At 70.1% G+C, this 22,151-nt stretch carries 20 protein-coding genes; 2 read left to right on the forward strand and 18 right to left on the reverse strand.

Annotated elements, in window-relative coordinates:
* Positions 1 to 19: 19 nt before the first annotated feature.
* The 8 genes from L3Q65_RS13425 to L3Q65_RS13460 are packed head-to-tail and all read right to left on the reverse strand — an operon-like array spanning position 20 to position 10,693.
* Positions 20 to 1,960: a hydantoinase B/oxoprolinase family protein gene (locus L3Q65_RS13425; RefSeq protein WP_237599822.1), complete on the reverse strand. Its 1,941-nt coding sequence runs from the start codon at positions 1,958 to 1,960 to the stop codon at positions 20 to 22.
* Positions 1,953 to 4,028: a hydantoinase/oxoprolinase family protein gene (locus L3Q65_RS13430; RefSeq protein WP_237599823.1), complete on the reverse strand. Its 2,076-nt coding sequence runs from the start codon at positions 4,026 to 4,028 to the stop codon at positions 1,953 to 1,955. Before L3Q65_RS13430 ends, L3Q65_RS13425 begins: the two co-directional genes overlap by 8 nt.
* Positions 4,029 to 4,039: 11 nt before the next feature.
* Positions 4,040 to 4,264 carry a hypothetical protein gene (locus L3Q65_RS13435; RefSeq protein ID WP_237599824.1) on the reverse strand — a complete coding sequence of 75 codons (225 nt, stop codon included), beginning with the start codon at positions 4,262 to 4,264 and terminating at the stop codon, positions 4,040 to 4,042.
* Between the two features lie 38 nt (positions 4,265 to 4,302).
* Complete coding sequence (locus tag L3Q65_RS13440; protein WP_237599825.1) at positions 4,303 to 6,048, reverse strand: class I adenylate-forming enzyme family protein; 1,746 nt, start codon at positions 6,046 to 6,048, stop codon at positions 4,303 to 4,305.
* Positions 6,045 to 6,911: an SDR family NAD(P)-dependent oxidoreductase gene (locus L3Q65_RS13445; protein ID WP_237599826.1), complete on the reverse strand. Its 867-nt coding sequence runs from the start codon at positions 6,909 to 6,911 to the stop codon at positions 6,045 to 6,047. The genes L3Q65_RS13440 and L3Q65_RS13445 overlap by 4 nt, the downstream gene beginning before the upstream one ends.
* 17 nt (positions 6,912 to 6,928) lie before the next feature.
* Entirely contained in the window at positions 6,929 to 8,410 is a 1,482-nt protein-coding gene (locus L3Q65_RS13450) for an aldehyde dehydrogenase family protein (protein ID WP_237599827.1), read from the reverse strand.
* A 40-nt stretch (positions 8,411 to 8,450) separates the two neighbouring features.
* On the reverse strand, positions 8,451 to 9,608 hold the full coding sequence (locus L3Q65_RS13455) for a CaiB/BaiF CoA-transferase family protein (protein ID WP_237599828.1): 1,158 nt from the start codon (positions 9,606 to 9,608) through the stop codon (positions 8,451 to 8,453).
* Positions 9,608 to 10,693: a nitronate monooxygenase family protein gene (locus L3Q65_RS13460; protein ID WP_237599829.1), complete on the reverse strand. Its 1,086-nt coding sequence runs from the start codon at positions 10,691 to 10,693 to the stop codon at positions 9,608 to 9,610. The genes L3Q65_RS13455 and L3Q65_RS13460 overlap by 1 nt, the downstream gene beginning before the upstream one ends.
* Before the next feature lie 217 nt (positions 10,694 to 10,910).
* On the opposite strand from L3Q65_RS13460, the gene L3Q65_RS13465 reads away from it, so the two are divergent.
* Positions 10,911 to 11,600: a TetR/AcrR family transcriptional regulator gene (locus L3Q65_RS13465; RefSeq protein WP_237599830.1), complete on the forward strand. Its 690-nt coding sequence runs from the start codon at positions 10,911 to 10,913 to the stop codon at positions 11,598 to 11,600.
* Positions 11,601 to 11,609: 9 nt separating this feature from the next.
* On the opposite strand, the gene L3Q65_RS13470 is transcribed toward L3Q65_RS13465, so the two are convergent.
* The 10 genes from L3Q65_RS13470 to L3Q65_RS13515 form a co-directional block, all read right to left on the reverse strand.
* Positions 11,610 to 12,062, reverse strand: coding sequence for a nuclear transport factor 2 family protein (locus L3Q65_RS13470; protein WP_237599831.1), 453 nt, complete (start codon positions 12,060 to 12,062; stop codon positions 11,610 to 11,612).
* Between the two features lie 17 nt (positions 12,063 to 12,079).
* Positions 12,080 to 13,564: an aldehyde dehydrogenase gene (locus L3Q65_RS13475; RefSeq protein ID WP_237599832.1), complete on the reverse strand. Its 1,485-nt coding sequence runs from the start codon at positions 13,562 to 13,564 to the stop codon at positions 12,080 to 12,082.
* 110 nt (positions 13,565 to 13,674) lie between these two features.
* On the reverse strand, positions 13,675 to 15,240 hold the full coding sequence (locus tag L3Q65_RS13480) for a class I adenylate-forming enzyme family protein (RefSeq protein WP_237599833.1): 1,566 nt from the start codon (positions 15,238 to 15,240) through the stop codon (positions 13,675 to 13,677).
* Positions 15,241 to 15,330: 90 nt separating this feature from the next.
* Positions 15,331 to 16,185: an SDR family NAD(P)-dependent oxidoreductase gene (locus L3Q65_RS13485; protein ID WP_237599834.1), complete on the reverse strand. Its 855-nt coding sequence runs from the start codon at positions 16,183 to 16,185 to the stop codon at positions 15,331 to 15,333.
* Complete coding sequence (locus tag L3Q65_RS13490; RefSeq protein WP_237599835.1) at positions 16,182 to 17,438, reverse strand: LLM class flavin-dependent oxidoreductase; 1,257 nt, start codon at positions 17,436 to 17,438, stop codon at positions 16,182 to 16,184. Before L3Q65_RS13490 ends, L3Q65_RS13485 begins: the two co-directional genes overlap by 4 nt.
* Before the next feature lie 63 nt (positions 17,439 to 17,501).
* Positions 17,502 to 19,028 (reverse strand): GMC family oxidoreductase, encoded by a 1,527-nt coding sequence (locus L3Q65_RS13495; RefSeq protein WP_237599836.1) that lies wholly within the window; start codon positions 19,026 to 19,028, stop codon positions 17,502 to 17,504.
* A gap of 12 nt (positions 19,029 to 19,040) precedes the next feature.
* Positions 19,041 to 19,811, reverse strand: coding sequence for an alpha/beta fold hydrolase (locus L3Q65_RS13500; RefSeq protein WP_237599837.1), 771 nt, complete (start codon positions 19,809 to 19,811; stop codon positions 19,041 to 19,043).
* On the reverse strand, positions 19,808 to 20,143 hold the full coding sequence (locus L3Q65_RS13505; protein ID WP_237599838.1) for a RidA family protein: 336 nt from the start codon (positions 20,141 to 20,143) through the stop codon (positions 19,808 to 19,810). The genes L3Q65_RS13500 and L3Q65_RS13505 overlap by 4 nt, the downstream gene beginning before the upstream one ends.
* Positions 20,136 to 21,266, reverse strand: coding sequence for an LLM class flavin-dependent oxidoreductase (locus L3Q65_RS13510; RefSeq protein WP_237599839.1), 1,131 nt, complete (start codon positions 21,264 to 21,266; stop codon positions 20,136 to 20,138). The genes L3Q65_RS13505 and L3Q65_RS13510 overlap by 8 nt, the downstream gene beginning before the upstream one ends.
* A complete protein-coding gene (locus L3Q65_RS13515; RefSeq protein WP_237599840.1) occupies positions 21,263 to 21,643 on the reverse strand; it encodes a RidA family protein in 381 nt (126 codons plus the stop codon). Before L3Q65_RS13515 ends, L3Q65_RS13510 begins: the two co-directional genes overlap by 4 nt.
* Here L3Q65_RS13515 and L3Q65_RS13520 point away from each other — a divergent pair.
* Positions 21,623 to 22,150, forward strand: a complete 528-nt coding sequence (locus L3Q65_RS13520; RefSeq protein ID WP_237599841.1) for a RidA family protein — start codon at positions 21,623 to 21,625, stop codon at positions 22,148 to 22,150. The genes L3Q65_RS13515 and L3Q65_RS13520 overlap by 21 nt on opposite strands.
* The last annotated feature ends 1 nt before the right edge of the window (position 22,151 follow it).

A 22,151-nucleotide genomic window follows, 5' to 3' on the forward strand; every position in this document is an offset into this window, starting at 1 on the left:
CCTTCTCCTGGGTTGTCCTTCAGTGCCGGGCGGCGCGGGTCTTCTCGGTCGCGGCGAGATCGAGCACCAGGCCTTCCGGATCGGCGTGCGGGTCGCCGGTGATCACGACGCCGAAGTCGCGTTCGGCGGCGGCCAGCGTTACGTACTCGTCGCGGACGTCCCGGAGCACGTGCTGAGGATCGCGGTCGAGGGGATCGCCCCAGCCGCCGCCTCCGTTGGTCACGTACCGCCAGGTGGCCCCGGCCTCGGTGGCCCAACCCGGGTCCCGGCCGTAGTAGAAGTACTCGCCGTCCGGGCGCGGCGCCTGCGTCTTCGGGTCCAGCGTGCCCGCGACGGCGACCGCGTCCGCGTAGGACGAATCCCCCGCCGGCAGCAGGGTTTCCGGCCCAGTGGTCGCCGCCCCGTCCCGGCCGAAGATCCACACCCCGCCGAGCGCGCCGTCGCTGCCGCCGCGAACCCCGACCCCGCTGGCGTTGCGGAACCTCAACGGGATGGTCTGGTGCTGACCCGGCTGGGTGTACATGACGTCCTTCGCGACCGACGCGCCGCCGCGGAACGAACCGGGACCGGCGGTGTCCGGCAGGAATTCGCGCCGCATGATGCGCAGCGGGAAGTCCGCTTCCAAGGATTCCGTCGAGGGCGACATGAGGTTGAAGATGTAGCTGCAGGAGAACCCGTCGCCGTCGCCCGCGCTGGAACCGCCCCGCGGACCGTGTTCGCCGCCCGCCATCGCCGAGCACATCCACGGCGTGCCGTCCGGGCCGACTCCGTAGGCGTTGTGCACGTACGCCGAGCCGAAGTCGCCGCCGAGCGCTGCCTCCCCCAGCACCGAGCCCAAAGCCCGGCACAGCACCGTGTTGATGAGCGCGGACACCTCGTAGTAGCAGAAGACCGCGCCGTCCGGCGGCAAGGCGCTGACCATCGACCCGGCCGGGATCACGAGATCGACGTCGCGGAAGGTGCCCGAGGTGAACTCGCTTTCCGGCGACAGCAGCATTTTCAGCCCGACGCCTACCGCGGTCTTCGCGTCGAGCGCGCCGGCGTTGATGCAGGTGCGCGCTTGCCGAGAGGAGCCGCTGAAGTCGGCTTCCAGCTTCGCGCCCCGCTTGCGCAAGGTGAGCGCGACAACGTATTCCTCGCTGTCGTCGACGCCGTCGGCGTCCAGCGAGCCGGTCGCCGAGTAGTCCCCGTCCGGCATCGCGGCGAACGCCAGCCGCATGCTTTCCGCCGACGCGTCGCAGGCGTAGCGCAAGCTGCCCAGGTACGCCTCGCTGCCGTAGCGCTCGATGATCTCCTGGATCAGGCCTTCGCCGAGCGCGCAGCAGCTCTGCATGGTGTGGAAGTCCGGCAGCATCAGCTCGGCCATCCGGACGTTGTCGAAGATCAGCGAGAACGTCTCCTTGACTGGCTCGCCCGCGTGGTAAAGCAGTCGCGGGCTGATCGAGATGCCGTCCTCATAGATGTTGTGCTTCGCCGCGGAAAACCCGCCGGGCGCGATGCCGCCGACGTCGAGCTGGTGCGCCCGCAGCGCGATGAAGCTCGCGATCCGCTCCTCGTGGAACACCGGGCGGATGAAGCAGACGTCGTTGTAGTGGTTGCCCATCCGGTAGACGTCGTTGCAGATCAGCAGATCGCCCGGGACCAGGTTCTCCGGGCCGAACTCCTCGACCGCGACGCGCACGCCCGCCGACATCGTGCCGAGGAAGATGGACAGTCCGTTCGTGACCGCGCTCATCGCGTAGTCCTGCTCCGGCGGCGCGCACACGCAGGCGGCGAAGTCGTAGCAGAGCGCGATGATCGGCGAGAACGCCCGGTGCAGCAGGCCGGTAGTGACGTGCTGCGCCGAGTACCGGAGCCGGTTGGCGAGCACCGACGCGGTGAACCGGTCGCAGTCGTAGCGCTCGAGGAACTGCTCGTCGGTGAGGTCGCGAAGCAGCGTTTCGGTGGTGGTGTCAGGCATTGCCTTCGCTCCTCTGCTGGCCGGTCGCCCGGGTGATGACGATTTCGCCGATCCGGCCGACGGTGGCGATCAGGCCGGGCGGCACGAAAGTGGTCGACATCGGCTCGCGGATCACCGCCGGGCCTTCGATGACGTCGTCGCGCATGAGCTGATCGCGCTCGTATTCGCCGGCCTTCAGGTCGGTTTCCTCGAGGTGCCGGATGGTGATGGCGCCGACCGGCTGAGGCGATTCGCCCGCGGGCCGCCGCGGCGGTTCCGGGTAGTCGACCTTCGGCGTGGGCACCACGGCGGTGAGCCGGTAGGTGACGCCCTGCACCGGCATCCCTTCGAAGCGGTTGCCCGAGCGCTGTTCGTATCCGTCGTGGAAGTTGGCGATCATCGTCTCGACCGCTTCCGGGGTGATCTTCCCGTTCGGCACCTCGACGAACGGCGTCTCCCAGGCCTGGCCCATCAGCTGCCCATCGAAGGAGCGGGTGAACGTGACGCGTTCGGCGTCTTTGCCCAGCGACCGCGTCATCGCCTCTTCCATGCCCGCGTAGACCGCGTCGATCTCCTCCGCCGCGTCCGGGGTCAGCACCGCGTACGCGGTCCGGCTGTCGGCGTACACCTGGTCGGCGCTGACCAGGCCCAGCGCGGAGAACAGGCCGGGATGCGGCGGGACGAGCACGCTCTTGACGTGCATCTGCTCCAGCAGGCCCGGCAGCATCATCGGACCGGCCGCGCCGTAGGCGACCAGCGCGTGGTCGCGCGGGTCGACACCGTTTTTCACCAGGACGTCGACGATGCCCTCGGCCACGTTGTTGAGCGCCATCCGGTAGGCGAACCGGACCCGTTCGGACAGCGTCGCCTGGGTGTCGAGGTTCTCGAACGCGGCCCGAGCCAGCCCGGGGTCGAGCCGCGAGCGCCCGGCGGCGAACCGGTCGGGGTCGAGGATCCCCATCATCAGGAAGGTGTCGGTGGTGGTCGGCGCTGCGCCGCCGCGGCCGTAGCAGGCCGGGCCGGGGTCCGCGCCCGCGCTTTCCGGGCCGACCTTGACCTCGCCGGTCGGGGTGATGCTGACGATGCTGCCGCCGCCCGCGCCGACGCTGACGATTTCGTTCGACAGGGTGTTGACGATCAGGTCGTGTTCCAGCTCGAACGTCGTGTTGACGAACGGTTTCCCGCCGGTGACCACGCTGATGTCGCTGGAGGTGCCGCCGATGTCGGTGCAGATCAGGTTCGGCTCGCCGATCAGCTCGCCAAGGTGCGCGCACGCCACGGTTCCGGCCGCGGGCCCGGAGAACACGATGCGCGACGGCCGCTCCATCGCGACCTCGACCGGGGCCAGCATGGCCGCGCAGTCGGCGAAGTTGAGGTCGCCTTCGAACCCGAGCCCGGTGAGCCCGGCGGCCAGTTCGCGGGTGTACGGGCCGTAAATCCGCTTCATCAGCACGTCGATCACTGTGGTCGAAGCGCGCGGGTACTCCCGAGCCAGCGGGGAGACCTCGCTGGAGATCGAGCACGCGACGTCGCCGATCTCCTCGGCGACCAGTTCGCGCAGCCGCCGCTCGTGGCTTCCGTCCACATAGGAGTTGAGCAGGCAGATCGCGACGCCTTCGACGCCGCACCGGGCGAGGATCCGCAGTTCCTCCCGGGCCTGCTGCTCGTCGAGCGGGATCACCGCCGTCCCGTCCGCGCCGAAGCGTTCGCGAATTCCGCGGCGCAGGTAGCGCGGCACGATCGGCGCGGTCACGTCGCCGAAGCTGCGGTGCCAGCGCGGATCGGTGTTGGCCTCCGGCGGCCGCATCGCGCGGGCCATGTCGAGAATGTCGCGGTGGCCCTCAGTGGTCAGGAACGCGATCTTCGGCAGCCGCCGCGTGATGACCGCGTTGAGGCCGTGCGTGCTCGCGTGGTTGAACGCCGCCGCGGCGGCGACGTCCACTTCGGACGCGCCCTCCAGCACGGCCTTGTAGCTTTCGGTGACGTTGGTGGCGACCTTGACGGTTTCGATCCGGCCGCCGGAGATCGAGACGATGTCGGTGAACGTGCCGCCCACGTCGACGCCGATCATGTTCTTGCGCTCAGCCATGTCCGCGCTCCTCAGATCCGGTCGGCCAGCAGTTCGATCGGGCCGAGCTTCGGCCCCGGGACGCGCCGCACGTCGGTCAGGCAGGCCGCGCATTTGACCACGTCGAACCAGCCGGCCTCGGACAGCACCGGGTACGCCTCCAACCGCTGCGCGCCGCACGCCGCGCAGGTCCCTTCGACGGCCTCCCGGACGACCGACAGCGTCGGTTCGGTCGGGCGGGGATTGGTGATCGCCATTGATCGCTCCTTTTTCGCCTCGATGAAAGGGTTTCGTGCTAAGCGGAATCGGCAGGGCTCAGCGCGCGGACGAAAACGTCCGCGCCGAGCCGGTCCCGCGCGATCGGCACGAGCTTGAACTTCTGCACTTTTCCGGTGGGGGTCTGCGGCACCTCGTCGGCGCCGAGCACGAACACGTGCCGGGGGACCTTGAACCGGGCCAGGTTCTCCCGGCAGTCCTCGACCAGTGCCGCCGGATCGGGGACGGCTCCCGGTTCCGGGACGACGAACGCGCAGCCCGCCTCGCCCCAGCGGTCGTCCGGCACCCCGACGACGAACGCCTGGCTGACCCCGGGCTGCCCGGAGAGGAAGTCCTCGACCTCCTTGGGCATCACGAGTTCGCCGCCGCTCTTGAACAGATCCTTCGACCGCCCGGTGATCACCAGCGACCCGTCGGGCAGCGCGCGGCCGAGGTCGCCGGAGTACAGCCAGCCGTCCCGCAACGCGGCCGCCGTCTCCTCCGGCCGGTTCCAGTAGCCGAGCATGGTCGTCGGACCGCGCGCGACGAGTTCGCCCGGTTCTCCGGGCGGAACCGGTTCGCCGGTCGCCGGGTCGAGGATCCGGTACTCCGCGATGGGGCCGCCGGCCTCGCTGGCCGCCCCGCTGGGTTTCGGGCGGCCGACCGTGGACGCGGTCACCTCCAGCGGATCGTCCGGCTGGGTCATCACGGTCGCCCCGCCGACCTCGGTCATCCCGTAGGCCGTGGTCAGTTCTCGGACGCCGAGGTCGCTGCGGATGCGCTCCCACAGCCAGGTCGGCGCGACCGCGGCCGCCGACAGCATCCGGTCCAAAGAGGACAGATCGGTGTCGCGGCGCGCGGGGTGCTCGACCAGCGCGACGCTCATCGTCGGCACCGCGAGCACGTCGTTCACCCGGTGCTGCTCGATCGCCCGCAGGTACTCACCGGCATCGAACCTCGGCTGCGGCAGGACGGCGCCGCCGACGAAGGTCGCCGCCTGCACGCCTTGTTCGTAGGCGAACATGTGGTAGCAGGGCAGCGCGAACACCGACCGGTTGCCGTCCGGCAGCGCACGGCAGTAGGCCGAGCCGTACACCTGGCGCAGCAGCGCGTCGTGGCTCAGCTGCACGCCCTTGGGCTCGCCGGTGGTGCCGGAGGTGTACATGATGTCCGACATCTCCAGCGGGCCGCGCAGCCCGCCGCGCGCCGCCCCGGGGCTGGCGGCGCCGATCCGCTCCAGTTCGGGAACGTCGAGCACGCCTTCCCGGCCTTCGCCCTTGCCCTCCGGATCCAGGGTGAGCACGCGCTCCAGGTCGCCGAACCCGATCGAACCGGCCCGCTCCCATCCGGGAGCCAGCTCGTCCAGCATCGCGAGGTAGTCCTGGTTCCGGAAGGACGTCATCGTGATCAGCACGCGGCTGCACGACTGCCGCAGCACGAAGCCCAGTTCCTGAGTGCGGTAAAGGTAGTTCAGCGGCACCGCCACCGCACCGGCCCGCGCGATGGCCAGCTTCAGCGGCTCGTACTCCGGATAGTTCGCCATCAGCAGGCCCACGTGGTCGCCCGCGCGGACGCCGAGCGCGGCCAGCCCGTCGGCGAACCGGTGCGCCTGCCGCAGCACGTCCTCGTAGGTGAACACCCGGTCGCCGGTGATCACGTACGGGCGCGCGGCGAACCGGGCCGCCACGTGCTCGAAGTGCTCGTCGAGCGTGCGCGGCCGCCACGGCGCGAACTCGCGCTCCAAGTCGGCTCGCCGCTGCGCGATCGACGGCCCGTCCGCAGTCACCGCGGGCTCCCCGCCACCTCGACGGTGCGGTGCACCTTCGACTTCTGGCCGGTGCTGCCGCGGTTGACCCCGACCAGGCCGTTGAGCGCCGGGTTGTTGTTGACCAGATTCCCCAGCTGCGGGCCCGCCGCGATCATCCCGCCGTCGACGGTGACCACCTCGCCGGTGATGAACTTCGCGTCGTCGCTGGCGAGGAACGACACCACGCCGGCGACGAAGTCGGGCTCGCCCGCGTACGGCAGCGGCTGCACGGTGCCCAGCACGGGTTTCAGGTCCTCGGCGGTGAGCCCGATCAAGGGCGTCGTGATGATGCCGGGTGCGACCGCGTTGACCCGGATCCGGTCCGCGGCGTACTCGAACGCGGCGATCTTGGTCAGATGCTGCACGCCCGCCTTGGCCACCGAGTACGCCTGCACCCCGGCTCCCGCCGCGAAGGCGCCAACCGAGCCGAAGTTCACGATCGCCCCGCCGGTCCCCTGCGCCCGCATCACCCGCCCGGCGTGCTTGACGCCGAGGAACACGCTGCGCAGCACCACGTCGAAGGTGTAGTCCCAGTCGTCGACTTCGAGTTCGGTCAGCGGGCCGAACGCTCCGCCGACGCCCGCCGCGTTCACCAGCACGTCGAGGCGGCCGAAGCTCTCGACGGTCTGCGCGATCGCGGCCTCGAACTGCGCTTCGTCGCTGACATCGGTGTGCGCGAACCGCACCCGGCCGCCCGCGTCGAACTCGGCGAGCGCGCGTTCGGCGACTTGCTCGTTGAGATCGGCGATGACGACGTCGAAGCCGCGGTCGAGGAACCGCGCGACCGACGCGCGGCCCATCCCGCTCGCCCCGCCGGTCACCAGCGCCACTTCGTTGCCCATGTCCTGTCCCTTTCGCCTCAACCGACCAGAATCTGCTTTACATCGGTGAATTCGCGGAGGCCCTCGGGCCCGCACTCCCGGCCCCAGCCGGACCGCTTCACCCCGCCGAACGGCGCCGCCATGGTCGGCCCGAAGGTGTTGAGCGCCACCGATCCCGCCCGGATCCGGCGCGCCACGCCCAGCGCACGGTCCCGGTCCGCGGAGAAAACGCTCGCCGCCAGGCCGTACTGGGTGCCGTTCGCGATCCGCAGCGCGTCGTCGAGGTCGTCGTACGGCAGCACGGCGGTGACCGGGCCGAACACCTCGTTCTGGGCCACGTCGTGGTCCTCCGCCACACCGGTCAGCAGCGTCGGCTCGTAGAACCACCCGGCAGCGAAGCCCTCCGGCCGACGGCCGCCGGTCACCACGTTCGCGCCCTGTTCGCGGGCCCGCTCCACGACGCGGCAGGTCCGGTCGAACGCCGCCCGCGTCGCCACAGGGCCGTGGTCGGTGTCCTTCGACCGCGGATCGCCGATCCGCAGCGCGCGATACGCACCGGCGAGAGCCTCGACGATCTCGTCGTGCCGCGAAGCCGGGACCAACACCCGCGACAGCGCCGCGCACACCTGGCCCGACCCGCTCATCGCACCGGCCACCAGCGGCCGCAACGCCTGGTCCAGGTCCACGTCGTCGAGCAGCACCGCGGGCGACTTCCCGCCCAGCTCGAAAACGGTGCGCGGCAGCAGATCCGCGCTCTGGCGCAGGATGGCCGACGCGGTCGCCGGGCCGCCGGTGAACGAGATCATCTCGAACCGCGGATCGGACGCCAGCCGCTGCGACACCTCGACGCCCGCGGCCAGCACGCTCAGCACACCCGGCGGAAACCCGGCAGCGACAGCGCATTCGGCGACGAGCCGCATCATCAGCGCCGACTCCGGCGCCGCCTTCACGACCACCGGCGCGCCGGCCAGCAGCGCCGGGACCACCTTGCTGCCCACCGTCGTGAGCGGGCCGTTGTACGGCATCACCGCCAGCACCGGGCCGACCGGTTCCCGCTCGATCCGCACTTCGCCGACCGGGGTGGAGCGGGTCTCCGGTGCCAGCGCCTCCCCGGCCGCCCCTAGTGCGGTGCGCCACGCGGCTTTCGCCGCGAACCGGTGCAGGGTCCGGCTCCAGCGGACCGGGATGCCGGCCTCGACCGCCCACACGAGACCGATCTCATCGGATCGTTCCTCGAGCAAGTCGCAGAACCGTTGGCACACCTCGATTCGCCGGGTGACCGGGAGCCGCGGCCACGGGCCGTCGAACGCCTCCGCTGCCGACGCGACCGCCGCGTCGGCGTCGTCCGCTACGGGCGCGACGACCTCGGCCACCACTTGCTCGGTCGTCGGCGATACGACGGTCGTGACTTCGCTCCCGGAAGACGGCCGCCATTCGCCGCCGATCAGCACCGCATCCGGCCGCGGGACCTTCAGGTCTCTGTCGATCACGAGTTCCTCGCGGCTGTCCACTACACTCATCGGCTCGCGCTCTCCTCTCTGGCAGTGGTTCGCTGTCCGGTCAGTCCTGCTGCACGACGGTCCCCGCGGCGAGGAGGCCGGCCACTTCCTCGTGGCTGAACCCCCAGTCCTGCAACGCTTTCTCGGTATGCTCGCCGGGTACCGCCGCCGGCCCGGCCACCGCGCCCGGCGTGCGGCCGAAACGCGGCGCGGGCGCGGGCTGCAGCACCCCGTCCACCGGCACGAACGCGTCCCGGGCGACGCTGTGCTCGTGGTGCGGCGCCTCGTCGAGGGTCAGCACCGGGGCGAAACAGGTCTCCTTCGACCGGAAGACCTCGACCCAGTCCTCCCGCGTCCGCGTGCGGAAAACGGCGGCGAACCGGCGGTGCAGCTCCGGCCAGCCGAGCTCGTCCTGCTGTGCGGGCAAGTCCTCGTCCGCGAGCCCGAGCGTTTCGAGCAGGACCTCGTAGAACTTCGGCTCGTTGGCCGCGATCGCGACCCACCGGCCGTCGGCGGTCTCGTAGGCGCCGTAGTACGGCGCGCCGCCGTCGAGGCGGTTCGATTCCCGCTCGTCCCGCCACCGCCCGGTCTGACGAAGCCCGTGGAACAGCGAACCGAGCAGCAACGAGCCGTCGAGCATGGCGGAGTCGAGCACCTGGCCCTGCCCGGACCGCGCCGCTTCGAACAGTCCGGACACGATCCCGAACGCGAGCAGCATCCCGCCGCCGCCGTAGTCGCCGACGAGGTTGAGCGGCGGGACCGGCCGTCCGCCGGCCGGCCCGATCGCGTGCAGCAGCCCGCTGAGCGCGAGGTAATTCAGGTCGTGCCCGGGCGCCTGCGCCAGCGGCCCGTCCTGGCCCCAGCCGGTCATCCGGCCGTAGACCAGCCGCGGATTGCGGGCCAGGCATTCGTCCGGGCCGATCCCGAGCCGCTCGGCGACGCCGGGGCGGCTGCCTTCGATCAGCGCGTCGGCCTGTTCGACCAGGCGCAGCACCACCTCCGCGCCACCGGGACGTTTCAGGTCGACGCCCGCCGAGCGGCGGCCCCGCAGCGTGGCGAACTCGTAGGACCGCTCGCCGGGAACGTGGTCGCGCACGTGGTCGGCCCGGTCCACCCGGAGCACGTCCGCGCCCATGTCCGACAGCAGCATCGCGCACCACGGGCCTGGGCCGATCGAGCCGATCTCGACGACCTTCACCCCTGCCAGCGGGCCGGCCATCAGCTGAACTCGACCGTCTTCTCGATGCCGCGCAGGGCTTCGACGGTCTCTTCGACCAGCCGGTCGAGGATTTCCGCGGCGCCCGGCAGATCGGTGATCATGCCCGCCCCCGCGCCCGAAGGCATGCTCATGTGCGTTTTGAGGTGCGCCTTCATCGCGGCGTACTTGAACGGCATGGTCAGCACCCGCTGCACCGGATACGGCGAAAGCTCGTCCTCGTGCCCTTCCCACACCTCGGTGAACCGGTTGCGCAGCATCCGCACGTGCAGGCCGTCGAACAGCAGCGAACGCAGCGTCGAGTCGTAATCGGCCTCGACGACCGCCTGCTTGAACACGTCCTCCGAACCGGACTCCTCGCTGGCGAGGAACCGCGTCCCGACCCACGCGCCCTGCGCGCCCATGGCCAGGCACGCCGCGATCTGCGCACCCTTGACCAGCCCGCCCGCCGCGATCACCGGCACCGTCGAGAACTCCAGCACCTCGGCCAGCAGCGTGATCAGCCCGACGTCGCCGGTGTGCCCGCCGCCCTCGGTGCCCTGCACGACCACCAGGTCGGTGCCGTTGCGGATCGCGCTGCGCGCGTGCTTCGCCTGCCCGACGATGCTGATCACCTTCGCGCCCGCGGCGTGGCAGGCTTCCACCACCCAGGTCGGGGTGCCCAGCGCGCAGGCGATGACCTCGACGCCGTGGCCGAGGGAGATCTCCAGCTTCTTCTTGTTGTCCGCCAAGCTGATCGCCTGGTCAGTGGTCGGCACGACCTCGACGCCGCGCTCGGCCAGTTCGGACTTCAGCTGCTTCAGCGGCCCCGGCAGCTCCGGCACCGCCACGTCGGAAAGCCCCTTCGGCGCGTTCGCCGGGAAGCCCAGGTCGACGCACAGCGGCCGGTCGCTGAGCTTCCGGAACACCCGGATCTCCTCGTCGACCTGTTCCGGGGTGATGTCGATGCCGCCGATCGAACCGAGCCCGCCCGCGTTCGACACCGCCGCGGCGAGGCGGCCGTAGGCGACGTTGCCCATGCCCGCCTGCAGGATCGGCACGTCGATCTCCAGCAACTCGCAAACCGGGGTTCGCAGGGTGGGCGACATGGGTTCCTCCTCCGTGCCGTCCCGGCGGCCGGTGCTGCCGCGGGGTCCGGGGATACTCGAAAGTATTTAATATATTTCGCATGGCGACTCGGCGGCGTGCTCGCCCGCCGGCGACTGGAGATTTTCTAGCACTCTTTCGAAAAACTGGCAAGCCCTGGTCTCGCTTGCCCCGTTCTTCGAGCAGCCGGTAGATTTTCCCCGACGGAGAGGTGGTCAGGTGACGAAGGCGGATGGCGGAGACCGGGAGCGCAAGTCGGACCGGACCCGGCGACGGATCCTCGATGCCGCGGCGGACCTGTCGAGCCGCAAGGGTTTTGACGGAACCCGGTTGTCGGAGATCGCGACCCTGGCGCAGCTGCGGGTGCCCGCGGTCTACTACTACTTCGACTCGCGGGAGGCGATCCTCGAGGAAGTCGTCAACATCGGCGACCGGATGGCCGGGGACAACGTCCGCGCCCGGCTGGCCGCGCTGCCCCCGGACGCGACCGCGATGGACCGGATCTGCGCCGCCTACGCCGCCCACCTCGAGATGGTCCTCAAGGAATCCGCTTACACCGCCGCCGCGATGCGCACCCTCGGCCAGCTGCCCCCCGACATCCGGAGCCGCCAGCTGGAACACCAGCGCGCCACGGGCCAGCTGTGGCGCGATCTGATCCAGGCCGGCGTCGACAGCGGCGAGATCGATCCCGGTCTCGACCCGCGCGCGGCCCGGATGTTCCTGCTCGGCGCGGTCAACTGGGCCACCGAATGGTGGAACCCCGCCCGCGGCAGCCTCGACGACATCCTCGCGACCGCACAGCGCCTCATCCGCAACGCGCTGTCCGGGCCAAGCGCCGCGGCGACGGCGCCCGCGGCCGGAGCACGGGCCGCGGCGCTGTCGCCGGTTTTCTCCCCGCCGAAGCTCTGACCGGGGCGGCTAGTCCGGGTTCCCGGCGAACACCGGACTGGTCGAGACGAACGGGCTGAACTCCATCCGGCGCGTCTTCCATTCGCCGTCGCGGCGCACGAACTCCAGCTCGTACCCGCCCGACAGCAACTGGGCGACGCCGTCGTCGGTCAGCCGGAAGTAGAACACGTCGGTTCTCGCCGCCGCGGTGTCGCCGTCCACTTCGATCACCGCGTTGGTGATGTGGTGGTGACAGCGAGGCACCTGCTCCCACACCTTCCGCACCAGCGCGCGGACACCGTCGATGCCGTGGCCCTCGCCGCGCGGCAGCACGTAGTCCGCGTCCTCGGCCCAGATGCTCAGGAACGTTTCTTCGTCCTGTTTGTCGATCCCGTGGCAGTACTTGGCCAGCACCGCCTTGATCTCTTCGACGTCGATCGCCCACTGGACTCGTTCTTCGCGGGTGCGTGCTTCGCCGGTCAAGGGAATTCCTTCCGTCGCTAGCCGAGGTTGAGATAGACCGCCTTCGGGTACAGGAAGCTCTCAACGTGCTCGCGCGCGCCTTTCCACCCATACCCGCTCGCCTTCGTGCCGCCGAAGCCCACGGCCGGGTCGAGCACCCCGTAGCAGTTCACCCAGATCGTCCCGGCGTCGATTCCCCGGGAGGCCAGGTGCGCGGTGGACAGGCTCTCTGTCCAGATCCCGCCGGCCAGGCCGAACGGGGTGTCGTTCGCCAGCCGCAGCGCCTCGTCGGCGTCGGCGAACGGGATCACCGACGCCACCGGGCCGAAGATCTCCTCCCGGGCGATGGTCATGTCGTTCGACGCACCGGCGAACACTGTCGGCTCCACGAAAAACCCCGCGGCCAACGCGCCGCCCAGCCGGTTGCCGCCAGCTTCCAGCCGTGCGCCCTCGCCCCCGCCGAGGCCGATGTAGCGCAGGACGCGGTCCAGTTGCCGCTGCGAGATCAGCGGGCCCAGCTGGGTTTCCGGGTCGAGGCCGTCGCCGACCCGGATCGTCTTCGTGAACGCGGTCAGCCGCTCCACGAATTCGCCGTAGATCGCTTCCTGCACCAGGATCCGGGTCCCGGCGACGCAGACCTGGCCGCTGTTGGTGTACACGCCCATCGCGGCACCCGGCACCGCCTTGTCCAGATCGGCGTCGGCGAACACGATGTCCGGCGACTTCCCGCCGAGTTCCAGCTGCAGCCGCTTGAAATTCCCCGCGGACGCCCGCACGACCGACCGCGCCGTCCCGGTCGACCCGGTGAACGCGATCCGGTCGACGCCGTTGTGCTCGGCAAGAGCCTGACCCGCCTCCGCACCGTAGCCGGTGACGACGTTGATCACCCCGTCCGGCACGCCCGCCTCGGTCATCAGCTCGGTGATCCGCAGCACCGACAGCGACGCGTCCTCGGCCGGTTTCAGCACCGCTGTGCACCCGGTGGCCAAGGCCGGTCCGAAGATCCACCACAGCCCGATCAGCGGACCGTTCCACGGGATGATCCCGCCGACCACGCCGACCGGTTCGAGGTGCTTGAGCGTCAGGAACTGCCCGGGCAGCGAGTTGGGGACCGTCTCGGTGCGCGCGGCGTCGCAATGGGACGCGAAGAACTGCAGCACCTGCGACGTCCACTCCCGCAGCCCGTTGGTGCGCGCGAGCGGCGCGCCCATGTCCACCGTCTCGATCAGCGCCAGCTCGTCGAAATGGTCCAGCACGAGGTCGTGGATTTTCAGGAGCAGCTTCCGCCGCTCGTGCGGCGTCCACCGGCGCCACTCCCCCTCGAACGCCCGGCGCGCCGCCGCCACCGCGCGGTCGACGTCTTCGGCGTCCCCTTGCGCGATCGAGCAGAGCGCGTTCCCGGTCGCCGGGTTGAGCACCTCGATCCGGCGACCGGACGCCGCCTCGACCCATGCGCCGCCGATGAGGTTCTTCTTTGGCCCCGCCACGAATCGCGGGACAGCGGGCGAGGCGTCTGCGGACATTCGTCGTCCCTTTCGTCGAAGACAGACCGCGACGTTAAGCGGCGCCGGCGGAGGAGGTCAATTTCCCTTTCCCGAAGCGGTGTTTCGGGAAATCCGAAGTGTGGGTCTCCTCAGCCGTCCACGAGCCGGGCGCGTCCTTCCCAGTACCTCGCCCGCAGTTCCCGGCGCAGCAGCTTGCCGGAGGAGTTCTTCGGCAGTCCGTCCGCGAACTCGACCCGGCGGGGTTTCTTGTACCCGGCGATCGAATCCCGGCAGGCGGCGAGAACCTGGTCCTCGGTGAGGGCGCTGCCCGGTTCCCGGACGACGACGGCGAGAACGCTCTCGCCCCACCGCGGATCCGGGACCCCGACCACGGCGGTCTCGGCGACCCCGGGCAGCGCGCCGATCACCTTCTCCACCTCGCTCGGGAAGACGTTGAACCCGCCGGAGACGATGAGGTCGCGCTTGCGGTCCACGATGTAGAGGTAGCCGTCGCTCATCCGGCCGATGTCGCCGGTGCTCGCCCAGGAATCCGGGCGCAGGAACGCCGCGGTCTCCTCCGGCTGGCGCCAGTAGCCGGACATCATCATGTCGCCGCGGATCCAGATCTCGCCGCTCTCGCCCGGCGGCACGTCGTTGCCGTCCGCGTCGACGATTCGCACCTCGATGTACGGGGTGACCCGGCCCGCCGAGGCGAGCCGTTCCGGAGCGGGTCCGGCCGGATCGAATTTGTGGTCCTCTTGCGACAGGCTGGACACCGGCATGGGCAATTCGGTGAGCCCGTAGCTCTGGACGAACACGTCGCCGAACGCGGCCACCGCGCGGGCCAGCTTCGCGGGGGCGATGGCCGAGCCGCCGTAGATGATCGTGCGCATCGAACTCACCGCGTGGTCACCGTGGTCGCCGCGTTCGAGTTCCTCGGTCAGCATGGCGAGGATCGTGGGCACGATCGGCATGGCGGTCACCCGGTACCGCGCGATCGCCTCCACTGCCCGGCGCGCGTCGAACTCCGCGGCGAAGACCTGCCGGGCGCCGCGGACGGTGTAGACGAGTCCGTACCAACCGGCCAGATGGCTCAGCGGCGCGACCTGCAGCATGGTGTCCCGCTCGGTGATCGGCGGCAGTTCGACCATCATGTTGCGGATCGTCGCGAGGATGCTCCGGTGGGTGTGCATGACTCCCTTGGGGCGGCCGGTCGTTCCCGAGGTGTACGGCATCCAGACCAGATCTTCGCGTTCCGCGGGAGCAGGTGGCACCGGGTCGTGCGCGGCCAGCTCGGCGACCGACCCGGTGCTGACGACTTTCGCCTCGGCACCGACCGCGTGCAGCGCTTCGGCCAACTCGTCGACTCGATCCGCGTCGGCGAAGACGACGCGCGCCGCGCAGTCCTCGGCGATCTCGGCGATTTCCCGCGCGTGCAAGCGGAAACTCACCGCCACCCGGACGAAACCGCCCCAGAACAGGGCGTGATCAGCGATGACGTACTCCGCACAGTTGCGCGCGGCGATCAGGACCCGGTCACCGCGGCCGAGACCCAGTGCGGCGAGACCGCCGGCGAGGCCGGAGGCCAAGTCGCGCAGGCGGCCGAAGGACGTTTCCGTCCCGTCGGCGTGCACCAGCGCGGTCTGTCCGGAATGGACGTCGTAAGTCCGTTGCAGCAGCGAGGAGACAGTCGGGCCAGGGAGTTCGAAGCTCACGTTCACCCTCCAACACGGGAACCGGCAAGGGGACCAGCACAGCCGAACGCGTACGGAATATTTCATATGCACGTCGCCGGATGTCAAGGGTCAGGACATCCGGCGACGCACCTCGCTGCGCTCCCCGGTCGTCCCGCGGTTCACCCCGACCAGCCCACGCGCACGCGGATCGAGGCCGAACGCCGCCGGAAAATCCGGGCCGGGGCCCGCCGCGGTGAGCCCGCCGTCGACGACGATCGTCTGTCCGGTCACGAATTCCGCCGCGGGGCCGCCCAGATAGCCGACTGCGCGCGCGACGTCCTCGGGCCGGCCCCAGCGCGGCCACGGCTGGCCGGGCGGGCTGGCGGCGGCCAGCGCTTCGCCCCGGGCCGATTCGAGCAGCGGGGTGCGGACCAGTCCGGGACAGACCGCATTGACCCGGATCTGGCGCGGAGCCAGCTCGACCGCCGCGGACATCGTCAGGTTCAGCACCGCCGCCTTGGCCGCGCAGTACGCGGTCGAGGCCAGCGTCGCCCCGCTGTACGCGGCGGCCGAACCGATGTTGACAATGCTCGCCCCGGCGGTCATCACGCGCGCCGCGTGCTTGATCCCGAGAAAGGTCCCGCGCGTCAGGACCGCGAAGGTGAAATCCCAGTCCTCGACCTCGATTTCGGTGATCGGACCGAAAGCGCCGCCCAGCCCGGCGTTGTTCACCAGCACGTCCAACCGCCCGAAACGGTCGATCGCCGCGGCCACCGCGGCGGCGACGTCCGGCTCGCGGCTGACGTCCGTGCGCACGGCCAGGGCGGAGCCGCCTGCCAGTTCGACGGTTTCCTCGGCGGCAGGCGCGTTCAGGTCGGCGACCACCACCCGGTATCCCTCGGCCGCCAGGTGCAGGACGGTCGCGCGACCGATCCCGCTTCCGCCGCCGGTGACGAGCGCGACCGGTCCCGGCTGCGGCGTCACAGGTTGTAGCCGCGTTTGCGCAGCAGCGGCAGGACGTGGTCGCGGATCTGCTGAACGCCCTTGTGCGGGTCGAAAAAGCACAACGCGACCTGCTCCACTCCGGACTCGTACAGGTCGATCAGCTGGTCGGCCACCGTCTCGTAGGACCCGAACAGCTGGTAGGCGCCCATCCCCATGCCGAGGCTTTCGTAGTGCTCCTTCCCGATGCCCAGGTACGGGTCCTGGTTCGCCCCGCTCCGCGCACGCCCCTCGCCGAACTGGTCCTCGGTGACCTCCTGCCGTTCGCTGTTCATGATGTGCCCGCTGCGCGTCAGCCAGACCTCCAGCGCGTCCCGGTCGATCTGGCTTCGCATCCACTCGGTCGTCTCGGCGGCCTTCGCATCGGTCTCGTCCATCACGACGTAACACATCGCGCAGATCCGTACCTTGCGCCCGTGTTCGGCGGCCATCGCGTGAATCTTCGCCGCACGCCTGGCATAGCCGTCCAGATCCTTGTCGTCGGCGGTGATGAACAGCGCGTCGCATTGCCTCGTCGCGAAGTCGAGGCCGATGTCGGACCCGGCCGCGCAGATCAGCAGCGGCCGCGGGCGGCTCGCCGGGAGCGGATCGACCTGCGCGCCGTAGAACTGGAAGTACTCGCCCTCGAAGTCGACGGGTTCTTCCGAGGACCACAGGTGCTTCAGCGCGGTCACCAACTCGTCCGCGATCGCGTAGCGGACCTGCTGCGACGGCGGGCCGACCAAGCCGAACTGCGCGTAGTCGACGGCGTTCTGCCCGGCCACGATGTTCACGCCGAGCCTGCCGCCGGAAAGGTGGTCCATCGACGCGGTCATCTTCGCCAGCAGCAGCGGCGGGATCTGGTAGCCCACGTGGATCGTCGTGTAGATGCCGATCCGTTCGGTGATCGCCGCCGAACCGGTCGCCGCGGTCGCGAAGTCGAGCTGGGAGTTGTTCCAGCGGGTCGCCCCGTCGTAGCCGCTCCACATCCCGTACTGCAGCTGGCTGTCGAACCCGGCTTCCTCGGTCGCGCGCAGTAGTTTCGCCGCGGACGGCCATTTCCAGAACTCCTGGTGCCGCTCCGGATCGCTGAGCACGGCCTTGCTCGCCGACAGCCCGCTGGAGACGTTCCACGCGAACAGCGACAGGTGCATGTGCTTGTCCCGGTGCAGTTCCGGCTGGCCGCCCGGGTCGAACGGGCCGCGCAACAGTTCGGCACGGGTCCCGGGACGGGCACCGGGCGGGCGGTTCGGCATGACGCCTCCTCAGTTAAGACTGACCGGTTGGTATCTAGAACCTAAAACTCGCCGCGGCACCGGTCAATGGACCGATGAGGCGCGCAGGCAGCGGCCGCGCGCGAGATCGGCGGCCTTCTCGCCGATCATGACGCTGGCCGCGTTGGTGTTGGCGGACACGACCGTCGGCATCACCGAGGCGTCCGCTACGCGAAGCCCTTCGATGCCGCGGACGCGCAGGTCCGGGTCGACGACCGCATCGTCGTCGGCCCCGATCCGGGCGGTGCCGGACAGATGGAAGTAGCTGCTGATCGACTCCCGCACGGCCTGTTCCAGCTCCGCGCGGCGCAGCCGCAGCATCGCGGTCGTGTCCGACCGGCCTTCCCACTCGTCGAACGCCCCGGTGCGCACGATCTCGTCGACCAGCTCCACTCCCCTGACGAGTTCGTCCAGGTCTCCGCGTTCCCGGACGTAGGCCGGGTCGATCAGCGGCGCGGCCAGCGGATCGGCGGACGCGAGCCGTACCGAACCCCGGCCGGCCGGGCGCATGTGCCCGATCGCGAAGGTGAAGCTGTCCGGGGCGGGCTGCTGCCAGCTCAGGTGGTAGTCGAAGTTCATCACGCACAGGTTCAGGTCCGGTCCGTGGTCGGCCGCGTCCGTGCGGGCGAGCAGGGTCGCCCCGTCCATTCCGGTGGACGTGCGCGGGCGCCGCGCGTGGTAGCGGATCCCCGCGAGCAGGATGTGGTCCTGGAGGTTCCGGCCCACTCCGGGCAGATCATGCACCGCGTCGACGCCGGACGCCGGGAGCTCGTCCGCCGGGCCGATCCCGGAAAGCAGCAGCAGGTGCGGCGAGCCGACCGCACCGGCGCACAGGATCACCTCGCCCGCCGACACCTGCTCGCGGACGCCGTCGTGCAGATACTCGACGCCGTGGCAGCGCCTGTCCCGGAGAATCAGCCGCAGTGCGGTCGAGTGGGTGCGTACGGTCAAGTTCTCGCGAGCCATCGCGGGCCGCAGATACGCGGTGGCGGTGCTTTCGCGAGATCCGTCCAGGACAAGGGATTCCGGATGGCCGACGCCGGACATCTCCGCGGCGTTGAAGTCGCCGGTCCGCTGATGCCCCAAGCTCACCGCGCCCTCGACGAACGCCTCGCCGATCGGATGCGGCTCTCCGGACGCTCGCGGCCGCAACGGACCGCCCGTTCCGCGGTAGCGGGAGTCACCGCCGGGAACGTGTTCGGACCGCTGGAAATACGGCAGCACGCCCGCGTAGTCCCAGCCCTTCGCGCCGAGGCTCGCCCAATGGTCGAAGTCGAGCCGGTGCCCGCGCAGATGGGTCATGCAGTTGATCGAGCCGGACCCGCCGAGCACCCGGCCGCGCGGTGCGGGATGCGCCCGGCCGGTCCCGGCCTGCACAACCGTTTCGAAGCCCCAGTTCGCGTCGGTGGCCTGCAGTTCCTCCCACCGGGCCGGATCCGAGACGTCCGCCCGCCGCTCGTCGCCGCCCGCTTCCAGCAGCAGCACGGAAACACCGGGGTCCTCGCTCAGCCGCGCGGCGACCACACAGCCGGCCGACCCGCCGCCGACCACGACGAAGTCGAACTTGTCCATCGAACTCCCCTCTCACGTCGACGACAGGAAACGCTCCACCGCGGTCGCGGTCTCGTCGAACGCCGTCCAGAAGACGGCGTGCTGACCAGGCACCGCGACGATGTCGGCCAGGTACGGCTCGTAGGCCGCGCGCTGCTCCGGAGTCACCAGGCCGAACTCGGGTGCGTAGATCAGCTGCGCCGGGCGGGTCAAGGTCTCCGGCGGCGGTGCGGGCGCGGCGAACTCGCTGAAGATCGACACGATCGCGGCCTGGCTGGTGCGCCGCTTGATCCGGCCGTCCGGCAGCCGGTCGAACTGGGTCTCGATCTCGGCCAGCAGTTCCGGATCGGTCTTCCGCTCGCCGGTGTTCTCCCGGCTGCCCAGGAAATCCTCGACCGAATCCCACCCGTCGCCGGTCAGCTCCTGCTCAGCCCGGTGCCGCGCCAGCTGCGGCGAGATCCGGATGACCGGCTCGATCAGCACCGCGCGGCCGATCTTCTCCGGCCGCCGCGCCGCCAGGTCGAGCAGCAGCCTGCCGCCGAAGGAGAAGCCGAGCCAATCCGGCCGCTCCAGGCCCAGCGCGTCGACGGATTCGAGCAGGTCGTCGGCGTAGGTGGCGTGCGTCCACGGTGGATTCCAGCCGGACCGGCCGTGCCCGCGCAGATCGAAGGCGATCACCCGGAATCGCCGCGCCCACCGCTTGGTCGCGACGCGGCGGAACTCCCCCGCGTGCGATCCCACGCCGTGGACGCACACGAGCGGCGGCGCCTCGGGGTCGCCCCATTCGGAACGTTCGAGGATCATGCCCGCTCCGCCAGTACTTCCAGCCGCACCCGGTCCTGGTACGGGAGCGCGGCGACCAGGGTGAGCCGGACCGGATGGGCGTCCGCCGGGAACCACTCCGCCCAGGCGGCCCAGAAATCGCCGCGATAGGCATCCTCGGCCAGATAGCAGGTCGCCTTCACGACGTCGGTCAGCGCGCAGCCGACGCTGTCGAGACCGGCCTGCACGCCCGCCATCGCCGCGCGGATCTCCCCGGCCAGCGACCGGCTGCCGCCATGCGGTTCGGGCACGGGAGAGCCCACGAACGCGAACTCTCCGGTGGAGCGCGCTTCGAATGCCGCGGTGTCAGTCATCGACGGCTGCCCTCACCTTCGGCAGGACCTCTTCGGCCAGCAGCCGCATGGTCCGCTCCACGCAGCGGTCGTCCTCGGTCAGCGACGGTGCGAGGACCCAGTGCGTCGCGTTGTTCGCGCGCGCGGACTGGATCATCTTCTCGGCCACCGTGTCCGGCGAACCGACGAGCAGATGGTCGCGTTCGAAAAGCAGGTCGAACGGCGCGGTCGCGCGAATCGCCGGATCGTCCGGATCTTCGCCCTCGTCGAGCCAGACCTTGATGCCGCGCACCTTCTCGATGTAGGCGAACGAACTGGTCACCTCGGGCTCGGCCAATTCGCGTGCTTCGGCGTCCGTCGGCGCGATCAGGCATCCGCGGAGCACCGCCGAACCGTTCTGCAGCGGAGTTCCGCCACCGCGCCCGGCTTCGTCCCGATAGGACGCGTTGAGACCGTCGAGCACGCCGCGGGTCGGGAACCAGGTGATGGTCTTCAGCCCCTGGTGCGCCGCCGAGACGAACCCGCCGGTGGTGTCGGTGACGCTGTAGAGCGGCGGCCCGCCGGCCTGACGGGGCCGCGGGATGACCGCCATGCCGGTCGCCTTGCCGCTCTCGTCGGTGTAGCGGCTCGGGCCGCCCGGCCATTTCGTGTCCGGATGCGGGAATTCGAAGCGCTCGCTGCTCCACTTCAGCGGATCCTGCGCCCAGGCGGCGCGCAGGAGGCCGAGCCGTTCGGCGAAGATCGCCTTGCTGCGGGCGTCGTCCGACCGGTCCGCCTCGGCGTTGAGATTGATGATCTCCGCTTGCAAGATGCCCCGGCTGAGCGCGACGTCCAGCCGTCCGCCGGTCATCTGGTCGAGCATCGCCAGGTCCTCGGCGAGCCGGATCGGATGCCAGGCCGGGAGGATGACCGCCGCGATGCCGATCCGGATCCGGCTGGTGCGGCTCGCCAGGTCGGCAAGCAGCAGCGCGGGGTTCGGCGACTGGTCGACCCCCATGTGGTCGAAATGGTGCTCGCCGATCCAGATCCCGTCGATGCCGAGCTGATCGGCGAGGACGAACCGGCGCCGCGCCTGCTCCAGGACTTCGTGCCAGGGCCGCGCGTCGTCTTTGTTCTCCAGCGCGTGCAGAAGGTCGACTCTCACTGTTCCGCTCCCCGGTAGGCGATCGCGTCGATCTGGACGCGGCAGTCGCCCGCGATGCCCAGCGCGACCGTGCACCGGGCCGGATACGGGCCGGGTGCGAAGACGTCGCGGTAGGCCTGGACGAATTCCATCCGGTCGGTCTCTTCGCGGACGTAACAGGTGGTCTTGACGATGTCGCGGAGGCCGCAGCCCGCCTGCGCGAGCTGGTCTTCCAGCAGTGCGAGCACCAGGCGGGTCTCCTCGCCGACGGTGCCCGCTTCCGGCGCCCGGCGCATCGTCGCCGGATCGATCGCGATTCCGGAGGCGAAGACGAAATCGCCGCTCGCCGAACCGCTGGAGGATCCCGGCTGCTTTCGTTGTTCGAGGTAAGTCGCCATGCACAACTCCCGGCGCGTCGCGGTCTTGGTGGCTTTCTCAAGATACCTACCGTTTGGTATGATGTCGAGAAATCCCGGCTTTTTTCCTTCGTTTCCCCCGCAGAAAGCAGGAGGTTTACCGTGCCCACTTTCCTCACCGAAGATCCGGTCGCCGCCGATCGGTTCGGCCTTTCCGGAGCCGCGGTCGCGGGCGGCCTTGTCTTCGCGGGCGGCATGGCTCTCGAGATGGACACATTCGAGCGAACTCCCGGCACGGCAACAGTTTCTGACGAGACGCGCGTGGTGCTGGACCAGATCCGGGAGGTGGTCGAAGGGGCGGGCGGCGTGATGTCCGGGGTGCTCAAAGCGACCTGTTACGTGAGTTCGGCTGAGCATATTCCGGAAATGCTTTCCGCGTTTGACGGGTATTTTTCGGGCGGGACGCTGCCGGTTCGGTCCGTGGTGACGGCGGGGCTCGCGGGGGCGTGCCGGGTGGAAATCGACGTGATCGCGACGGCGGCGGTTTAGG

The organism is Amycolatopsis sp. FU40 (assembly GCF_021903635.1).
In the GTDB taxonomy this organism is placed as follows: Bacteria; Actinomycetota; Actinomycetes; order Mycobacteriales; family Pseudonocardiaceae; genus Amycolatopsis; species Amycolatopsis dendrobii.

What these genes read in the sequence shown, in the direction of transcription:
- L3Q65_RS13495 (WP_237599836.1), bottom strand. Translation starts at nt 19,028, where the DNA reads ATGGACAAGTTCGACTTCGTCGTGGTCGGCGGCGGGTCGGCCGGCTGT.
- L3Q65_RS13475 (WP_237599832.1), bottom strand. Translation starts at nt 13,564, where the DNA reads ATGTCCGCAGACGCCTCGCCCGCTGTCCCGCGATTCGTGGCGGGGCCA.
- L3Q65_RS13455 (WP_237599828.1), bottom strand. Translation starts at nt 9,608, where the DNA reads ATGGCCGGCCCGCTGGCAGGGGTGAAGGTCGTCGAGATCGGCTCGATC.
- L3Q65_RS13490 (WP_237599835.1), bottom strand. Translation starts at nt 17,438, where the DNA reads ATGCCGAACCGCCCGCCCGGTGCCCGTCCCGGGACCCGTGCCGAACTG.
- L3Q65_RS13500 (WP_237599837.1), bottom strand. Translation starts at nt 19,811, where the DNA reads ATGATCCTCGAACGTTCCGAATGGGGCGACCCCGAGGCGCCGCCGCTC.
- L3Q65_RS13505 (WP_237599838.1), bottom strand. Translation starts at nt 20,143, where the DNA reads ATGACTGACACCGCGGCATTCGAAGCGCGCTCCACCGGAGAGTTCGCG.
- L3Q65_RS13435 (WP_237599824.1), bottom strand. Translation starts at nt 4,264, where the DNA reads ATGGCGATCACCAATCCCCGCCCGACCGAACCGACGCTGTCGGTCGTC.
- L3Q65_RS13425 (WP_237599822.1), bottom strand. Translation starts at nt 1,960, where the DNA reads ATGCCTGACACCACCACCGAAACGCTGCTTCGCGACCTCACCGACGAG.
- L3Q65_RS13450 (WP_237599827.1), bottom strand. Translation starts at nt 8,410, where the DNA reads ATGAGTGTAGTGGACAGCCGCGAGGAACTCGTGATCGACAGAGACCTG.
- L3Q65_RS13430 (WP_237599823.1), bottom strand. Translation starts at nt 4,028, where the DNA reads ATGGCTGAGCGCAAGAACATGATCGGCGTCGACGTGGGCGGCACGTTC.
- L3Q65_RS13445 (WP_237599826.1), bottom strand. Translation starts at nt 6,911, where the DNA reads ATGGGCAACGAAGTGGCGCTGGTGACCGGCGGGGCGAGCGGGATGGGC.
- L3Q65_RS13515 (WP_237599840.1), bottom strand. Translation starts at nt 21,643, where the DNA reads ATGGCGACTTACCTCGAACAACGAAAGCAGCCGGGATCCTCCAGCGGT.
- L3Q65_RS13460 (WP_237599829.1), bottom strand. Translation starts at nt 10,693, where the DNA reads ATGTCGCCCACCCTGCGAACCCCGGTTTGCGAGTTGCTGGAGATCGAC.